Genomic DNA, 17,271 nt, shown 5'->3' on the forward strand with positions numbered 1-17,271 from the left:
ACAAATCGGTTAAAAGATAAAGACGGCGTCTCGGAAGGAAACGCCGTCGTTTTATTTACTTAACTTTTGCACCGTTTTCCAATGAAGGGTCGACGGTTGCCAATTTCAGGACGCCATTTGACTCGCCCGATAAAATCATACCTTCGGATAATTCACCGCGTAATTTCACCGGCTTCAAATTGGCAACAACAATCACTTTTTCACCGATCAATTCTTCCGGCTCATAGTACTTTGCAATGCCAGAGACGACTTGGCGTTGTTCATTGCCTAAATCGAGTTGGAACTTCAACAGCTTGTCCGCTTTGGGAATTCTCTCGCAGGCAAGAACGGTCGCAACACGCAAATCGATTTTTGCGAAGTCATCGATCGTAATTTCTTCCGTTTTCTCCACAACTTCAGCAGGCTCTTCCTCCTGTTTTTCCTGCGGAGCCGTAATTGCCATCTGGTCGCGAATGTAGACGATCTCTACTTCTGGATCTAGACGAGGGAAAATTGGTACTCCTTTTTCGACCACTTTCGTCCCTTCAGGAATCGCATCGAAATCACCTAATGTTTCCCATGCAAGCATTGTTTCATCCAAACCGAGCTGTTCAATGATTTGAATCGGCGACTTGGTCATGAACGGCTGTAATAGAACCGCTATTTGTCGGAGCGATGCAGCAAGATGAGCCATGACAGATGCCAGTTTACCTTTGTCCGCTTCGTCTTTGGCAAGAACCCACGGAGACGTTTCATCAATATATTTATTCGTACGTGAGATGATCGTCCATAGCTCAGAAAGGACAACACTGAATTGCATTTTTTCCATTGAAGCTTCGTATTTTCCAATCGCATTCGTTGTGAAGTCACGCAACACACTGTCGAATTCGGTCGGCTCAAGTCCTTCAGTCGGAATGACGCCATCGAAATATTTATTGATCATGGAAACTGTCCGATTCAACAAGTTTCCGAGGTCATTGGCAAGATCGTAATTTGTTCTTTCCACGAATGATTCAGGGGAGAACGTGCCATCTTGTCCAAATGGCAATTCCCGAAGCAGGAAATAGCGTGTCGCATCCAGTCCGTAACGCTCCACGAGCATTTCAGGATAGACGACATTCCCCTTCGATTTCGACATTTTGCCGTCTTTCATCATAATGAAGCCGTGGGCAAATACCTTTTTCGGCAATGGCAGATCGAGTGCCATAAGGAAAATCGGCCAATAAATCGTATGAAAACGGACGATATCCTTCCCGACGACATGCACGTCAGCCGGCCAGTACTTATTGAATAGCGTTTCATCATCAGAGCCATATCCAAGCGCAGTAATGTAATTCGTCAATGCATCGACCCACACGTAAATGACATGTTTTGGATCTCCCGGCACTTTAATGCCCCAGTCGAATGACATACGGGAGACGGATAAGTCTTCTAGCCCCGGTTTGATGAAGTTATTGATCATCTCGTTTTTCCGGGATTCCGGTTCGATGAAGGAGGGATTATCTTCATAGTATTGCAGAAGCCTGTCCGCATACTTCTTCATATTAAAGAAGTACGATTCCTCCGAAACTCTCTCTACTGGGCGATGACAGTCCGGACAATTGCCATCTTCAAGTTGCGCCTCTGTGAAGTAGGATTCACAAGGGACACATTTCCAACCTTCGTATTCACCCTTGTAAATGTCACCATTATCGAGGAACTTCTGGAAGATTTTCTCGACGGCCGCTTTATGCCGTTCTTCCGTCGTTCGGATGAGATCATCATACGAGATGTCCATCAGTTTCCAAAGATCAATGGCAATATCTGCGATGCGGTCTACGTATTGCTGTGGTGGGAGACCTTCCTCCTCTGCTTTCTCCTGGATCTTCTGTCCGTGCTCGTCCATCCCCGTTAGAAAGCGCACATCAAATCCACGCAATCTTTTATAGCGGGCCATCGCATCTGATGCAACGGTCGTATAAGCAGTTCCTATATGAAATTTTCCGCTCGGATAATAAATAGGAGTCGTAATATAAAATGTTTTTTGCTGTTCAGCCACCAAAATACCTCCTGTGTTTCAATTTATACTATCCATATTATCTAAAATTCAACAAAAGCGCTATGTAGACACGCTTAAAATTGTCAATCTACGCTTAAATCCCTTTAGGCATGCATAAATCCTCACAAATGCTCATAAATGTAACATTTCACGCATAAGCACTTTCAAACGCCCATAAACCGCTCCAAATAAGCATAATCGCAATAATTCATGTGTTTCTAAATTTCCTTACTAATGCTCAAATGCTCTTTCACTTCTATTTCCCTACCCCCACTCATTATCGGTTACTAAATACCCCAACGATACGTCGAAGTCCAACTATCAAAAGTCCCTTTTTCTTCAATTAATCTATTATTCTCCACATAATATTAAGCGAGTTTTATTGACGTTAATTGGAAGACTTGGTATGATACTTGATAGACAAGAGAAATATGTCGAATTTTGACGAAAATTTAAATCGTTTAGGAGGAATTCTTGTCATGAAATCTACTGGAATCGTGAGAAAAGTCGACGAGTTAGGCCGCGTCGTTATTCCAATCGAGCTTCGTCGTACACTTGGAATCGAGCAGAAAGATGCTTTGGAAATCTATGTCGATGACGACAAAATCATCTTGAAGAAATACATGCCAAATATGACTTGTTCAATCACAGGTGAAGTATCCGACAATAACTTGCAACTTATTGACGGAAAGCTGATTTTAAGCCCGGATGGCGCTAGACAACTCATTAAAGAGATCGAAGAAAAGATAAATTAATTATTATTGTGTTGATAGTAATTTGGAATCCAGAACAATTATCCGTTCTGGATTTTTATTATGCACTTCCGTTCACATGATACGCCTGATAGACATCCCTTTTGGCCATACCTCTTTCCAACGCCACCAATTTGATAGCTTCCTTCGATGATACGCCTTCCTTTTCCATCACCATTTCCACATGCGTCTGAATGCTTATATCCTTCCACCAATTTTCAGCCGCTTCTTCGATATCCTCATTCCCTGCTATGACGATACAGAATTCTCCTCTAATTTCATTTGACTCCGCCCATAAAACAGCTTCCTCAAGCGTTCCACGGAGAAACTCCTCATACCGTTTCGTCAATTCCCTCGCCAAAACGACGCGGCGTGAACTGCCGAATGCTTCGGTAAGCGCTTTGACTGTTTCCTTCAAGCGATGAGGCGCCTCATATAGGAGCAAAGTCTCTTCCTTTTGTTTCAGCTTCCGCAACTGCTCGTTACGCTCCTTTTTCTGCCGCGACAGAAATCCAATGAACGAGAACGGCTGCGTCTGTAGACCGGAAGCGACCAATGCACTGATGGCAGCATTGGCTCCAGGGACCGGAACGACATCGAAGCCCTCTTCAATCGCTTTCATGGCTATATCATTTCCAGGATCGGATATGCACGGCATCCCCGCATCACTCACTAAAGCGACTGTCTTCCCTTCTGCCAATAATGACAGGATTTTTTCTCCGCCCTTTTCGAGATTATGTTCATGGTAGCTCATAAGCGGTGTTCTTATATCGAAGTGGTTGCAAAGCCTGATCGTGTTCCTCGTGTCTTCTGCTGCTATCATATCCGCTTCTTGCAAGATCCGGACCGCTCGAAATGTCATGTCCTCCAAATTACCGATTGGTGTCCCGACGAGAAATAGCTTTGCGGCACCTGTTTCAGCGCTTTTCTGTGATTTCATCGATACGTTGCTCCTTCCTCATATATCGTTCCTTTGCCGTCCGTGTCAATTGTTTGAACTGATATTCAGCCCGCATTGCAGCCTGCTTTGTTTCAAAGCTTTCCCGGTAAATGAGGCGGACCGGCAGCTTCGCGCGCGTATATTTTGCACCTTTTCCTTCATTATGGGTGCGAATGCGCTTTTCCAAGTCATTCGTATAGCCCGCGTAGTAGGAGCCGTCATTGCATTCAAGAACATAGAACAGATGCTCATTTGTCTTGTCCATATAATAAAAGCCTCACTTCTTCCGTATACTCCCCGTCTTGGCCATATACATAAAGGGGCGGCAATATCTTCAAGTCCGGCTTGCCGTCCTTTATTCCCTCAATCAATAACGTATTCGCCTCTTTGCCTTCTTTAGGGTAAACGAAGCGGATCCTTTTCGGTTCGAGCCTATTTGCCCGCATTGCTGTCACAATGTCCAGCAACCTGCCCGGGCGGTGGACGAATGCGGCTTTCCCGCCTTGCTTCAATAACTCGCTGGCGGACTGTATCGCTTGTTCAAGCGTCAGGTGAATTTCATGCCTCGCAATGGCAACATGCTCTTTCAAGTTTTTCTCACTCGCTTCGATGGCAGGAAAATAAGGTGGATTACAGGTGACCGTATCATATTTTTCATACCCGATCTTTCCTGCAATTCCAATCACATCATCATTCATGATCGTGATCCGTTCATCCAATCCGTTATAGCTGACACTTCTCCGAGCCATATCCGCAAGTCTCTCCTGCAGTTCAACCGCAGTAATATCAGCATTCGTCCTTGCACTTAGAAAAAGCGGAATCGCTCCGTTGCCAGCGCATAAATCGACAATCTTACCCGAACGGATCGGCACATATGCAAACTTTGCAAGCAGGACAGCATCGAGTGAAAATGAAAAGACGGAGGGGCTTTGAATGATCCGCAAATTTTCCGCCAATAGATAGTCGAGCCGTTCATCGTCCTTCAATAAATTCTCCATTCAGTTCTCTCCAATCAATAGAAAAGAGCCGATGCCTACGTAATTATAGGATCGGCTCATCTCAAGCATTCTGTTTGCTCAGGAAGGATAGGCAGAACAAACAATCTTCCCCTTTACGGCTGCTGCCATAATGGACATTGCAGACGTGATATCCTTCATTATATATCCTGGCCAAGTTGTCCACCCCTTCGCCGATGTCGACTCTGTGGGGTTTCTCAGGCGGCCGTTTTTCATCCATCAATTGAGTTTTGTCAGTCAATTCTTCAAGCCGCGTCCGGAGATGATGGTTTTCCAGTTGAAGTGAGTGGTTCTCTTCCGTCATCTTCGCCACAAATCCAATAAGTTCCCGGAATTGCTCATGCATGGCTTCGAGCTGCTGCTCAAACTCCATCACTCTGTCGAGAAAGTTCCCTTCTTTCAACTATTTCACCCCATCATTTCGTCAATTGAGCTACTGAGTTTTTTCGACTCTCTATTTCTTCCCATGAATATTCCAAGACTTGCTCCTGATCTGCCAGATTCACTTGCAAAATTCGCTCAAGCAAATTCAAGCCGACCACTTTCCCCGGCCCTTCAGGGGTTTGAACCCGCTCCCCGATATCAGGCATGAGGGCTTTGGCCTCTTCATATTCATCGTTTTCATATTTCAGGCAACACATGAGGCGACCGCATAATCCGGAGATTTTAGATGGATTGAGCGAAAGGTTTTGATCCTTCGCCATCTTGATGGACACAGGTTCAAAATCGCCCAGGAATGTCGAACAGCAAAGCATTCTTCCGCACGGTCCAATTCCACCGAGCATTTTCGCCTCATCACGGACGCCGATTTGACGCAATTCGATACGTGTTCGGAAAATGGCGGCGAGATCCTTTACAAGATTCCGGAAATCGACCCGGCCTTCCGCTGTGAAATAAAAGACGATCTTATTGCGATCAAATGTATATTCCACATCGACAAGCTTCATTTCCAGTTCATGCTCCCGTATCTTCTCGACACATTTGCCGAAAGCCTGCTCAGCATCCGTCCGATTTTCATCCACTTGGATCTGGTCTTCTACAAGTGCCTTGCGGATGATTTTCTTAAGTGGCAAGACGACGTCATTTTCATCGACTTCCCTCACAGGACTCGCAACTTTTCCGTATTCGATTCCTCGGGCTGTCTCGACGATGACATAATCATCGACATCTAGCGGATAATCGAGAGGATCGAAATAATATATTTTACCCGCTTTTTTAAAGCGGACACCTACAACATTATACAAGCGTTAACCCCTCCTGCAAATTGAGCACCAGCTGTTCCATTAAAAGTGTACGGTTCATATTGCCGTACAGCTTTTTCTTCGCTTGCAGAATCGCTTCCATATTAGCTGAAAGACGGCTGTATGTCATCTTCATCGATAGCCCCCGGAACATCTGCTGTTGATCGGGAAACGTCAATTCCGATTGAAGTCCGGCCTTTAACGAGACGATATCACGGTAGGCATAGAGAAGCAAGTCAAGACCACGTTCCACGTCTTCCTTCTCTTTCATTGCCGGCAGCCATTCCGATTGGACGAATAGAAGCGCTTCATGTACATTGCGATCTGATGCTTCAATCAATTTTAACACTGTTTTTCGCATGTGTGCAAATTGATCATTTTCCGCAAGCTGTTTCGCTTGCCCGATATCCGCTGTCATCATTGTAACCGTTGCAGCCATCGATGCGGTAATCCCTGCATCGGTCAATTTTGCAATCATCTCTTCCCGCCGTGGCGGAAGAAAGCTGACACGCTGGCACCGGGATTGGATGGTCGGGAGAATCGACTGATAGGAATCGGTCAGAAGTATTGCCGTCACTTCTCCTTCCGGTTCTTCCAAGAACTTCAAAAGTGTATTGGCAGCCGAAACATTCATCCGATCCGCTCGGGATATGATATACAGTTTACGTCCAGGCTCATACCCTTTTCTCGTCATTTTCATGATTAACGAAGACATTTGTTCTTTTTTAATATCTTGTCCATCCGGTTCGATTTTCGTCACATTCGGGTGATTCCCTGATGCTACCCGTTTACAATTGCGACATGTTTCACATGGAACAGCATTTTGGGGCCTCTCGCAAAGCAAAAGCTTCGCAAAATGGATGGCTGCCTCTTCTTTTCCAGTGCCCGCCTCGCCATCGAATAGATAGGCGTGACCAATCCGGTTATTCCGGTAGGTCGCCTCAAGTCTGTCGATGACGGCCTTTTGCCTCCGCCTGATGCTATTTTCCATGCCTTCCATGCTTGTACCTCCTTGCTCCAAAAAACGTGTAAAAACACACGCTCATCTATATATATTAATGAGAAGTCCTTTGATTTCCCCGATCTTCCCTAATAACTCGACAGATGTCTGTTCATCATTCAATAAAGCTTCCGCCAATTCAATGAGCTTCTCATCGATCGTTTGAACAATGTTCAATCGTCGTCCTTCGCCGAATTGATTCCACGTATGAGATTGCTTCAACCCCAGTCCGGATTCAACCGATTCCTTGAGAAAACGGCGGACGAGCATCTTGAATTTTGCCATATCCCGTAAATTCCGTGAACGGGCAAGACGGTCCCCTGCGGAAGAAATATCTCCAAGAAGTCTTGTAATCTGTTCCCCGTGCAAGCGTGCTTCCTGTTTCAGAACCATTTGACCGAACCGGGCGTTCCCTTGCGTCGTGCGCAATGGATCGTTTCTAAGCTTATCGGGCCCGGTCCGGAACTCTCCATTCACTTTCATGTTTACATCACCTCATTTCATCAAAAATGATGAAATTGTTCAATTGGCAAGACGAATACCGTAGCGCCGCCCACTTCCACTTCTACTGGGTAAGGGATATAGGAGTCGGCGTTGCCGCCCATCGGTGAAACGGGGGCTACCATCTGATCGCGCGAACGGCAATTTTCACGAATTAATTCCAAAGCTTTCGGAACGAGGCTGTCGTCCGTTCCGATGAGGAAGGTTGTATTTCCTGAACGCAGAAACCCTCCTGTACTGGCTAGTTTCGTAGCGCGAAAATCATTTTTTGTCAAAGCCGCAGACAAACGGTTGCTATCTTGGTCCTGTACAACTGCCACAATCAATTTCACGGTACCCTCTCCTTTTAGCTTTTTTATATTAATTGGTCAAACTGTTGATTTGCGCTTCAGGCGGATGCTTTCCGGGGGGCGGGCGGTGAGCCTCCTCGGTCGCTTCGCGACACTGCGGGGTCTCACCTGTCCCGCTTATCCCCCCAGGAGTCGCCGCCTTACGCTACAATCAACGGTAAATACTTATAATAAACAATCAAGTTCCAAATCAAGTAGCTAGAAGCCCTCTACTATATTATATCATGAATCCTGTTTATTAATGAGTTGAGAACTTATAATTTTCCAAACATTTTCAGTTACTTCAGATAATGGTTTGCTGGCGTCGGTTTTGATGATGCGGTTTGGGTATTTTTGCAGTAGCAAGTCATATCCTTCGTATACTTTTTGATGGAATTGCAATGTTTCATTGTCGAGGCGGTTTTGTTCGCGTTCGCCGCTGTTAGAAATTCGCTTGAGACCTTCCTCCGGTGAGATATCGAAGAAGATGGTTACGTCGGGCATCGTTTCTCCGATGGCAAATGAGTTGATCGTCATGACCTCCTCCATGCCAAGCCCTCTTGCATAGCCTTGGTAGGCGAGTGAGCTGTCGATGAAACGGTCGCAGAGGACGATTTTTCCTTCATTCATGGAAGGGATGATTCGTTCGACGAGATGCTGTCTGCGTGCTGCGGCATACAGGAGCGCCTCTGTCATGCCGTCCATTTCCTGGTGTTCATTGTCGTGTATGATTTCCCGTATTTTTTCAGAGATGCGGATGCCTCCTGGTTCACGGGTTAGAATCGCCTTTTTGCCTTCTTGCTCTAGTCTCTTATAGATTTCTGCAATGACAGTCGTTTTTCCTGCCCCTTCAGGACCTTCAAATGTAATAAATTTTCCTTTTGACATGTTTGATTCCTCCAACCTTCGTTTCAATACAAATAGCTCTCTTTCGGCAAGACGGACAGTTCCTTGAAATCTTGCTCCTGCCTTCATCAATACCGATAATGCTTGGATGTGGCTTTCCTTTATCTCCTCGCCTTTAATCAATAACGGGATGCCTGGAGGATAAGGGATGACAGATGCCGCTGCGATACGTCCCTCTGCTTCATCCATTGGTATCCATTCGGTTTCCATGTCTGTTAAAGCGGATGGAGGGTATGCAAGCGTGGAGATGCCATCAGGCCAAGCAGTTAAGTTTATGGAAATAGGGGTATCTTCTACTTTACCCAAGTTAGTGACTGCTGCAACCATTTTCTCCTTCCAAGCTTGTATTGGAGGAATGGATTGCTCGTTCCACAACGGTACTATGAATAATACTTGATAGGGATCTGCGAGTTCCGCGTACATCCCTTCTGCTTCCAGGGCTGCTTGCAATGCGAAGCCGGAATGCCCTTCAGCACGTATCAACAGCTTTAATGGATCGTCCGTCTCCACGATCTCTAGGTAATCGATTTCCTTTAGCTCCTGGATGAATGAAGAGCGCAATTCCCTGAATTTACTTTTATCGTTCTCCTTATAGGAAGCCGCATATGCCCTCGCATCGTCTAAGGAGGCCATAATTACATACGATGGGCTGCTGGATTGCAGCATTTGTAAATAATGCGCAATTTTCTTTTCGGAAATGAGCTCCGAACGAACGTGCAAAAAAGATCCCATCGTCATGGCCGGCAATGTCTTATGTGCGGAATGCACGACAGCGTCCGCCCCCAATTCGATGGAGGAACGCGGAAACGGCTCGCCGATAATGAAATGCGCGCCGTGTGCTTCATCGACCAAAACGGGGACGGAGCGGGAATGGCATAGTTCGATAATCGTTTGCAACCCCTCCCCCGTTACACCGTAATACGTCGGATACGTCAGAATGATGGCTTTCGCGTGCGGGTGTGCAGCGAGTGCTTCTTCCACTTGGTCCGGTGTTAGAACGCCTGGAGTACGAGTATGCGCATCCCACCGGGGGCTGAGCAGTACGGGACGGGCTCCCGTCAATTCGATCGCATGGAAGACCGATTTATGGGCGTTGCGCTGAACGATTATCGTGTCGTCCGCCTGGCAAGCGGCATAGATCATCGCCAAATTGCCGACCGTCGAGCCGTTGACGAGGAAAAAGCTCCTATTTGACTGATATAGAGAAGATAAAAGGCTTTCAGCTTCTCGAATGACCCCTTCCGCTTCATGAAGATCGTCTAATCCGGTAAGCTCGGTAAAATCAAACGACAAAGAAGCCTGCATTTCACTTGGCAAGTTGGAAAGAACTCCATGCTTATGCCCCGGCACGTGAAAGGAAACCGGATTTTGTTCTTTTAACAATTGCAATGCCTGCACGAGCGGGCGATCGATTTGCTTCATTCAACGTTCCACTTCCTTTACTTCCTACTATTATAAAGGAGGGAACGTGAAAAGACACCGGATATCTCCGGTGTCATACGGCTTTCATTCTCGATAAACCTACAGAAAGGAAAATAGCCGCAAATCCAAGTAACATAGCAATCGGCATGAGGATATCCCCTATGGTACCGCCTTCAGTAATCAGCGTCGTAAATCCTTCCATCGCCCATGTCTGCGGAACGAAATTGGCGATTTTCTGCATAGCGTCCGGTACCATGCTGATCGGCCAATAGACGCCGCCCAGCATACAGGTCGAAATAATAACCAATGTGCCGATGGCGTTCTGCTGTTCGACCGTTTTCACGAAACCTGCAATCGCTATTCCGAGACCGACGACACAAAGGAGCAAGGCCGTGACGAGGAGAAACAATGCTACCGGTGACCCCCAATTGACGTCAAACAGCGTGGACGATAGCAGGATCAGCAGGAAAAACTGGATCCATCCGACAATGAAGAACGAGAGAAAATAGCCAAGCATCACTTGAAGACGGGTGACGGGCGTCGTGAACAATCTCAACCAAATTCCCGTCTGCCTTGCCTCTAGCAGTATACCTGTCATCGAAAGCATCATGATCATAACGAACATGATCGAAAATCCTGCGGAGCTATAGGATATGCCCATCATCGGATTTCCAGTAGATGTACTTGTTTTTTGTTCAGTCCAGACTTGGATCTGGCCCTCATTTTCCGTAAGCCGTTCGTAGACGGATTCCCAGCTTTCATTAAAATAAAGGCTTCCCACCTGTGCCGCTTCAACGTAAACGTCTACACCTTGCATCGCCTGATTTACTTGTTGTTTGACGAGAGGGGCAGTTGCCATGCCGGGAGAAGGTTGGAAGCTGATGGCCGGTTCTTCATTGCGCAGCTTAGTTGCAATGCCTTTTTCCAATCGTACAATGCCCTGCACCTCTTTATTCGCCAATAGCTCCTTCGCCTCGCTAGCTGCAACGAGCTCATACGTAATCATTTCATCGAGCATCAGCTTGTGGATGATGTCCTTGGAAAGCGACGTCTGGTCCTCGTCAACCAATGCGATGCGGAACGAAACAGCAGTATCATTTCCAAACATACTGCCAAACAGAAACGTGAATAACAGCGGCATCCCGAACATTAAGACAAACGCCGATTTCTTCTTGAATGTCCGTCGGATTTCGAACAGGCAAATCGATAAAACTTTCTTCACACCGCACACCTCCTAAGCAATCCGGCGCCTAAGCCGGAGGGAACTGATGAAAATAGATGTAACCCCGATACCGAACAAAACCATTGCCGGCAACCATAGCGTGGACCAAGGCGTCCCTGTCATGATCGAAGTAAAGCTCGTCAATGCCCAAGAATTTGGCGTTGCCATGGCCATTTTTCGCATGATTTCAGGGAATAAAGAGAGGGGCAGCATTGACCCTCCAAGCAATGCCAATACTTGGACACCCATTGTTCCGACAACATCCGCCATCTTCTCATTCGACGTGAATGCGGCTACAACCATTGCCAATCCAGCTACCGAAAAAATATAGAAGAAGGTTATGAAAAGAATTTGCATGATGGATGAGCCCCAGTCGACGTTTAACAGAAAACGTGTAGCCACCATAAAAATCAAAAATTGTATCCAAGCAAATAAGATTGTGCCGATGAATTTCCCAGCCAGTACAGAGTGTACGGTAGTCGGTGTCATCAATAATCGTGACAGCGTTTCGCTCCGTCTCTCCTGATGAAACGATTTTCCGCCAGCCATTGCGTTGAATAGCAGGAACATCGCTGCCATGGCAGCAGCATAGTACTGCATGGAACTCACCGATTCTTCTTCTGGCGGTTCATTTACATAATTCCGTTGCTCATTCACCACTTTCTCTAACGAAGCGGCAAGTTCAGATTGGATTGCTGTCCGATCCTTCGATGACAATACCGCTGCCTCTGTCATGATGGATATTGTCGAGTTTGTAATCGCATGCGACATTTGAGCATAGGTTTCGATCAGCTGCCGAATGATCGCCGCACCCGTTTCTTGTCCTGAAACCGGCAGGATGACGGCACGCTCTTTCGCATCAATGCCCCATCCATCAGGCAAAAGCAAGCCTATATGCACTTCCCTGTCTTCTATCCATTCCATGAGCTGTTTTTCCGACTTCGCTTGCTCAACCGTGATGACAAGCGCATCATCGCCCAGCGTCTGGACGATGCTAGCTGTCATTGCGTTCCCTTCGGGTGTATAGACGCCTAAAATCGTTTCGGGCATTCTTCCGCCTCCCATCATCCCTTTCAAGGCGGAACCTAAAATGACCGTTAACAAGATTGGCATGAGAATCATCATGAGGATGGCTTTTCGATCCTTCAAGTGGGTCTTCGCGTCTTTAACGGCTATCAAAAGGCTTTTCATTACAATCCCTCCTATTCACGCAAAGAGCGTCCCGTCAATTGCAAAAACAATGTCTCCAAATTGGCTTCCTTAAGTTGCATATTGTGTATCGCAATGCCCGATCGGCTAGCTAGCAGGATGACGTCCGAAACGATTTCCATTTCCGATTGCAAATGCACATCGATTTCCTCTGCAGGCTGGACAATGACCTTTTCCACCCCATTCAGCTGCTTTAACTGTTCGATAAATGAAGGACGCAAGGAATCGACTGTAAGCTTTAACACCCTTCCACCCGCCAAACGATTGCTTAAATCCCTTTGGGTACCGCTTACGATGAGCTTCCCATCATCAATGATTGCAATCCGCTTGCAAAGATACTCGACCTCTTCCATATAATGACTTGTGTAAATGACCGTCATTCCTTGTTCATTCAATGTTTTCACTGTCTCCAAAATATGATTCCTCGATTGGGGGTCGATGCCGACTGTCGGTTCATCCATAATGAGCAACTGTGGTTCATGCATGAGAGCGGCACCAATATTGATCCGCCGTTTCATCCCACCTGAAAAAGTTTCAATACGCCCTTTCGCCCGTTCAGTCAGCCCGACTTCTTCCAGCACTTCCTTCGCTCTCGTTTTTGCCGTATTCCCTGATAAGCCGTACATCCTTCCCCAAAAGATTAGATTATCGAGTGCCGACATCGTCGGATAGAGAGCGATGTCTTGTGGAACGACACCTATTATCTGCTTTGTTTCCTTCAAATGCCTGCCGACAAGCTTTCCATTAATAAGAATCTCACCCGCCCCATACGGAAGAAGTCCGCATATCATTGAAATGAGCGTCGACTTCCCGGCACCATTCGGACCGAGCAGCCCGAATGACTCCCCTTTTTCTACTTGAAATGAAATCCCTTTGATGATCTCATGCGCACCGAAACCTTTCTTCACATTCGAAAGTGTAAGCATTCTTCACAGCCTCCTTCTTTACTTCCATCTTATTGGAGAGGCCTTTCCCTTACATCGAGCGCGCGATAGATTTTGAAGACATGAAAAAAACGGCATTGATGTGCCGTTTCTCATGTACATATGTAAAAAGTAATGTCAGAAAGTCGTAATGCCATGGCGTACTGCGTAAATGGCCGCTTGTGTGCGATCACGGAGCCCCAGCTTCTGAATGACGTTTGAAACATGGTTCTTAACCGTCCCTTCGGTAATGAATAATGCCTCTGCAATTTCTTTATTGTTCAGCCCTTCTCCAAGACGCGTTAGCACCTCCACTTCCCGGTCGGATAAATCCTCTATCCTTTCTGGCATGTTAACAGTGCTGTGCTGACTCTTTATTCTTAGCTCCGCCAGCACTTGAGAAGTGAATTCCTTCGGCAAAACGACACCGCCATGATGGACGGTAAGAATCGCCTGGACAATCGTATCTGTCGGCATATCCTTCAGCAAATACCCGCTCGCCCCTTCTTCAAGCGCATCGAAGATATATTCACTGTCGTTGAAAGTCGTCAATATCAATACTTTTACATCTGGAAAATTGTCCTTAAGTAACCTTGTCCCTTCGACCCCATTGACGCCGGGCATCCGGATATCCATTAACACGATATCCGGAAAGAAATCTGCAGTTTTATGTAACGCTTCTTTACCATCTGACGCCATCCCGACAACTTCAATCCCAGGCCGCAGTCCAAGCAGCGTGCTAAGCCCTTCCCGCACCAATGGCTGATCATCGACAATCATAATCTTTATCATCCCGTCACCCCCACTTCTTTCTGTTGAATTGGAAAGGTAATATAAATCCCAAACCCTTCCCCTTCCTCGCTTCTGATTGCAAATGAACCCCCATGCTCCGCAACACGTTCCTTCATGTTGATCAAACCGAAGTTCGGGATGACATTCTTCTGTCCAATCCCATCATCCGTGATGGTCAGTCGGATTTCAGTTTCTCCTACATGGATCGCCACGAGGCAAGTACCAGCATTTCCATGCTTTTTCGCATTCGTCAGCCCTTCCTGCACAACTCTTTTAATCGTAGGCTGCAAGGGGGCAGGAAGGATCGATAAATCACCATTCAATGAAAGGGACGTTTCCATTTGTGTCATCCCGGAAAACTCATCGAGCAATCCCTCTAATACCTCGTAAATTGAACCCCCCCGGTCATCCTCCTTCAACGTCCTGACAGACACTCGAAGCTCCTGAAGGGAATCCCGCGTCAACTGCTCACAGAGGGCGATGGCTTCTTTCGCTTTCCCCACATTCCTCTCCACCATCTCGCCAGCCACTTGCAACTGCACGATCAATGCAGTCATTTTATGGCCAACCGTATCGTGGATTTCCCGAGCAATCTCGTTCCGCTCTCGAATGACCGTCAACTGTTCCACCTGCTCGGCATACGCTCGCAACTGCCCGTGCGCAGCCTGCAAAGCCACATGGGATTCATTTAGCTGCCCATATTGAACCGAAATCGTTTCCCTCGCATTATGGAAATTTTGAATAAGTCCCCCCACGAAAGCACCATAGAACACGAACATCCCATTCACCATATTACTAGAGAGGGAAAATTCACCGGTCTGTGCATAGATCCGGAAGCTAATCACAATCCATACCACAACAAACAAGCCTGAAAAAAGACCAAGAAGCTTCTTTTGATCGTATAATATAAAAACAGTCGTAGACAGAATGCCGAAAAAAATTAAATACAAATAGCCGCTTTCCGAGAATAAAAAGCCGAACCCCGTAATGACAATGAAATCAATTACAGAACAAAGAATTCTCGTCCTCTCACGGACGTTGGCCATTTGCATAAAATGGCTGACAACGAAAAGGGGAATGGCAATGCATATATAAATAACCCTCAGATCCGTAATCCCATCCGTCATTTGAAGAAAATAGCCACTTAATATGACCAACATCACTACTCGCACCAGGCTGAATAAAAACATTGAGAAACTTTTCATAACCACTCCCCCCATCCAAAGAAGCATAAATTTCGATATTCACGCATAAATCAAATCAAAGGCGCATAATATTTCAAAGCCACGCATAAAATCTTCTAAATAAGCATAAATACAAGTAGAAGCTCATAAAGCTACATTTTCGCGCATAATCGGTGTTAATTTTAACCAATTCCGAAAACGAGGAGAGTTCAGAACCGTTTAAGGAGTTTCTATTATAGCCTTTATAATGCCTTCCAATCTATTCTTTCTATCAATCATTACTTTTGCAGAATCACAGTTGCGGGCATCAATTCCATTATGATTTAATAAAGCAACGATACCTCTTGTAAACCATAGAGCAAGACTCTCGCTAAGTAGTGTCCAATCAAATTGCGCAAAGTTCGATTTATAACCCTTCATAAAGTCATGTAAGGAAGCAAATATTACTACGTTCTCTTGACTCCAGTCCAATGTCGATGATATAACTGCACTCATATCAAAATGATTATTTCCTCTTCTAACTTCACCAAAATCAATTATGTATATATTATCTTCACCAAATAAGAGATTCCATTTTCCTAAATCACCATGGATATAGCAATTGTTTTCATGATTGAGCGTAAAGCACCGCTCTACCATTTTCTGTAATTCACCTTTGAAAACCAGGTTCGGAAATCCATTATTTTGTTTCAACCGCTCCCACATTTCATGCAATGAAAAACGATCGGCTTGCTCGTACAAACCATCTATCCTTTGTAGTTCAGAATGGAAGATACCTATTGTTCTTCCTAAGTCATAGAAGTTAATTTTATGCTCTCTGTTATGACTTGAGATGAACGTTTGCAGATTATAAATACCATCATCAAATTCAATAAAAGGCTGATGGCTTACGCTCAAAAGAATTTCAGGAGAAATATTATGCCTGCTTAACACTTTCGAAACTTTATATTCTGTTATCGCTTGTTTGGAATCTTTTATTCTTCTCAATATATATTTTTCAATAGATGTGACAACTAACTTTGCATCCGAACTAATTCCCTTTCCAATTTCCTTTACTTCCACGACAGCCTTTATTGGATAGAAACTTGAAAGCGTCTTATACTCGTTCCGATCCATTGTAATCCCCCCTTTAGTTCCCCTTCTAATTCATTGGTCCGGTTATCATTATCAAATCGCCCGTTATGGCATCAATGATTACCGTAGGCTCCTTGCCATCATATTCAAAGGTTACTTCCCATGAACGACGGTTCACCATTTCAGAGTAGAATCCATGCTTCAGCGATAATCTTGTGAGAGTTGGCCACATCTCTTCTATCTCTTTAGTAGGTATCAAGTCATCCCCATATCCATCTGGGGGATCTAATAAGTATTCATATGCCTGCACAATCGCCTCTTCCGTAGTTAGTATCGGCTTTTGGTATTGATAGGAAAAGAGAATGGCAAGAACAAGAACTATGGCTATGACAATCGTAGTTCCCCGTTTCATGTAATGCACCTCGTTCGATGTCTATTCTCTTAATCATGAACTACTGATATTTTTTAAGCAATAGAGTTGGAAAATTTATATAGTTTAGTGTAAAACGGATGTCTGAAGGTTGGATAATTGATAAATGAAAATTGAACTTGGGGCGTGGGATGGGGCTCTTTGGACTCGAGTTGTTTTGGACGCGTAACAAGCTTCTTTGGATATGGGGTAATTATGCACTTTTGCTTGAGAAGAACTAATTTTAAACACAAAAAAACCATCCCCCACAGGGGATGGCCTTTGCCCGGCGACGTCCTACTCTCACAGGGGGAAGCCCCCTACTACCATCGGC

18 protein-coding genes are annotated in these 17,271 nt (G+C 45.6%); 1 reads left to right on the forward strand and 17 read right to left on the reverse strand.

Going from position 1 to position 17,271, the window contains the following annotated elements:
* Nucleotides 1-55: 55 nt before the first annotated feature.
* The gene (gene metG, locus AWV70_RS08140; protein ID WP_060205983.1) at nucleotides 56-2,017 is read right to left on the reverse strand and encodes a methionine--tRNA ligase; all 1,962 of its coding nucleotides are present in this window, start codon (nucleotides 2,015-2,017) and stop codon (nucleotides 56-58) included.
* A 479-nt stretch (nucleotides 2,018-2,496) separates the two neighbouring features.
* On the opposite strand from metG, the gene AWV70_RS08145 reads away from it, so the two are divergent.
* Nucleotides 2,497-2,772, forward strand: coding sequence for an AbrB/MazE/SpoVT family DNA-binding domain-containing protein (locus tag AWV70_RS08145; protein ID WP_060205985.1), 276 nt, complete (start codon nucleotides 2,497-2,499; stop codon nucleotides 2,770-2,772).
* A 58-nt stretch (nucleotides 2,773-2,830) separates the two neighbouring features.
* Here AWV70_RS08145 and rsmI read toward each other — a convergent pair whose 3' ends face one another.
* The 16 genes from rsmI to AWV70_RS08225 all read right to left on the reverse strand — a co-directional run bounded on the left by rsmI (nucleotide 2,831) and on the right by AWV70_RS08225 (nucleotide 16,940).
* Nucleotides 2,831-3,709, reverse strand: coding sequence for a 16S rRNA (cytidine(1402)-2'-O)-methyltransferase (rsmI, locus tag AWV70_RS08150; protein ID WP_060205987.1), 879 nt, complete (start codon nucleotides 3,707-3,709; stop codon nucleotides 2,831-2,833).
* A complete protein-coding gene (locus AWV70_RS08155; RefSeq protein ID WP_060205989.1) occupies nucleotides 3,687-3,974 on the reverse strand; it encodes a GIY-YIG nuclease family protein in 288 nt (95 codons plus the stop codon). The genes rsmI and AWV70_RS08155 overlap by 23 nt, the downstream gene beginning before the upstream one ends.
* Nucleotides 3,958-4,707, reverse strand: a complete 750-nt coding sequence (locus AWV70_RS08160; protein WP_060205991.1) for a tRNA1(Val) (adenine(37)-N6)-methyltransferase — start codon at nucleotides 4,705-4,707, stop codon at nucleotides 3,958-3,960. Before AWV70_RS08160 ends, AWV70_RS08155 begins: the two co-directional genes overlap by 17 nt.
* 61 nt (nucleotides 4,708-4,768) lie before the next feature.
* The gene (gene yabA / locus AWV70_RS08165) at nucleotides 4,769-5,128 is read right to left on the reverse strand and encodes a DNA replication initiation control protein YabA (protein WP_060205993.1); all 360 of its coding nucleotides are present in this window, start codon (nucleotides 5,126-5,128) and stop codon (nucleotides 4,769-4,771) included.
* A gap of 13 nt (nucleotides 5,129-5,141) precedes the next feature.
* Nucleotides 5,142-5,969, reverse strand: coding sequence for a PSP1 domain-containing protein (locus AWV70_RS08170; protein ID WP_060205995.1), 828 nt, complete (start codon nucleotides 5,967-5,969; stop codon nucleotides 5,142-5,144).
* Nucleotides 5,962-6,966, reverse strand: coding sequence for a DNA polymerase III subunit delta' (gene holB, locus AWV70_RS08175; protein ID WP_060205997.1), 1,005 nt, complete (start codon nucleotides 6,964-6,966; stop codon nucleotides 5,962-5,964). The genes AWV70_RS08170 and holB overlap by 8 nt, the downstream gene beginning before the upstream one ends.
* 42 nt (nucleotides 6,967-7,008) lie before the next feature.
* On the reverse strand, nucleotides 7,009-7,449 hold the full coding sequence (locus tag AWV70_RS08180; RefSeq protein WP_060205999.1) for a YaaR family protein: 441 nt from the start codon (nucleotides 7,447-7,449) through the stop codon (nucleotides 7,009-7,011).
* A 20-nt stretch (nucleotides 7,450-7,469) separates the two neighbouring features.
* Nucleotides 7,470-7,799 carry a cyclic-di-AMP receptor gene (locus AWV70_RS08185; protein ID WP_060206001.1) on the reverse strand — a complete coding sequence of 110 codons (330 nt, stop codon included), beginning with the start codon at nucleotides 7,797-7,799 and terminating at the stop codon, nucleotides 7,470-7,472.
* Between the two features lie 240 nt (nucleotides 7,800-8,039).
* Nucleotides 8,040-10,124: a dTMP kinase gene (tmk, locus tag AWV70_RS08190; RefSeq protein ID WP_082713520.1), complete on the reverse strand. Its 2,085-nt coding sequence runs from the start codon at nucleotides 10,122-10,124 to the stop codon at nucleotides 8,040-8,042.
* Between the two features lie 73 nt (nucleotides 10,125-10,197).
* Nucleotides 10,198-11,346: an ABC transporter permease gene (locus AWV70_RS08195; protein WP_060206003.1), complete on the reverse strand. Its 1,149-nt coding sequence runs from the start codon at nucleotides 11,344-11,346 to the stop codon at nucleotides 10,198-10,200.
* A 12-nt stretch (nucleotides 11,347-11,358) separates the two neighbouring features.
* Nucleotides 11,359-12,537, reverse strand: coding sequence for an ABC transporter permease (locus tag AWV70_RS08200; RefSeq protein WP_060206005.1), 1,179 nt, complete (start codon nucleotides 12,535-12,537; stop codon nucleotides 11,359-11,361).
* An 11-nt stretch (nucleotides 12,538-12,548) separates the two neighbouring features.
* On the reverse strand, nucleotides 12,549-13,481 hold the full coding sequence (locus AWV70_RS08205; protein ID WP_060206006.1) for an ABC transporter ATP-binding protein: 933 nt from the start codon (nucleotides 13,479-13,481) through the stop codon (nucleotides 12,549-12,551).
* 135 nt (nucleotides 13,482-13,616) lie between these two features.
* Nucleotides 13,617-14,270 (reverse strand): response regulator, encoded by a 654-nt coding sequence (locus AWV70_RS08210; protein WP_060206008.1) that lies wholly within the window; start codon nucleotides 14,268-14,270, stop codon nucleotides 13,617-13,619.
* Nucleotides 14,267-15,475, reverse strand: coding sequence for a sensor histidine kinase (locus AWV70_RS08215; RefSeq protein ID WP_060206010.1), 1,209 nt, complete (start codon nucleotides 15,473-15,475; stop codon nucleotides 14,267-14,269). Before AWV70_RS08215 ends, AWV70_RS08210 begins: the two co-directional genes overlap by 4 nt.
* A 198-nt stretch (nucleotides 15,476-15,673) precedes the next feature.
* The gene (locus AWV70_RS08220) at nucleotides 15,674-16,570 is read right to left on the reverse strand and encodes a phosphotransferase (protein WP_060206012.1); all 897 of its coding nucleotides are present in this window, start codon (nucleotides 16,568-16,570) and stop codon (nucleotides 15,674-15,676) included.
* A 25-nt stretch (nucleotides 16,571-16,595) separates the two neighbouring features.
* Nucleotides 16,596-16,940, reverse strand: coding sequence for a hypothetical protein (locus AWV70_RS08225; protein WP_060206014.1), 345 nt, complete (start codon nucleotides 16,938-16,940; stop codon nucleotides 16,596-16,598).
* Nucleotides 16,941-17,271 lie beyond the last annotated feature (331 nt).

The organism is Sporosarcina koreensis, assembly GCF_001531445.1.
Lineage (GTDB): Bacteria > Bacillota > Bacilli > Bacillales_A > Planococcaceae > Sporosarcina > Sporosarcina koreensis_C.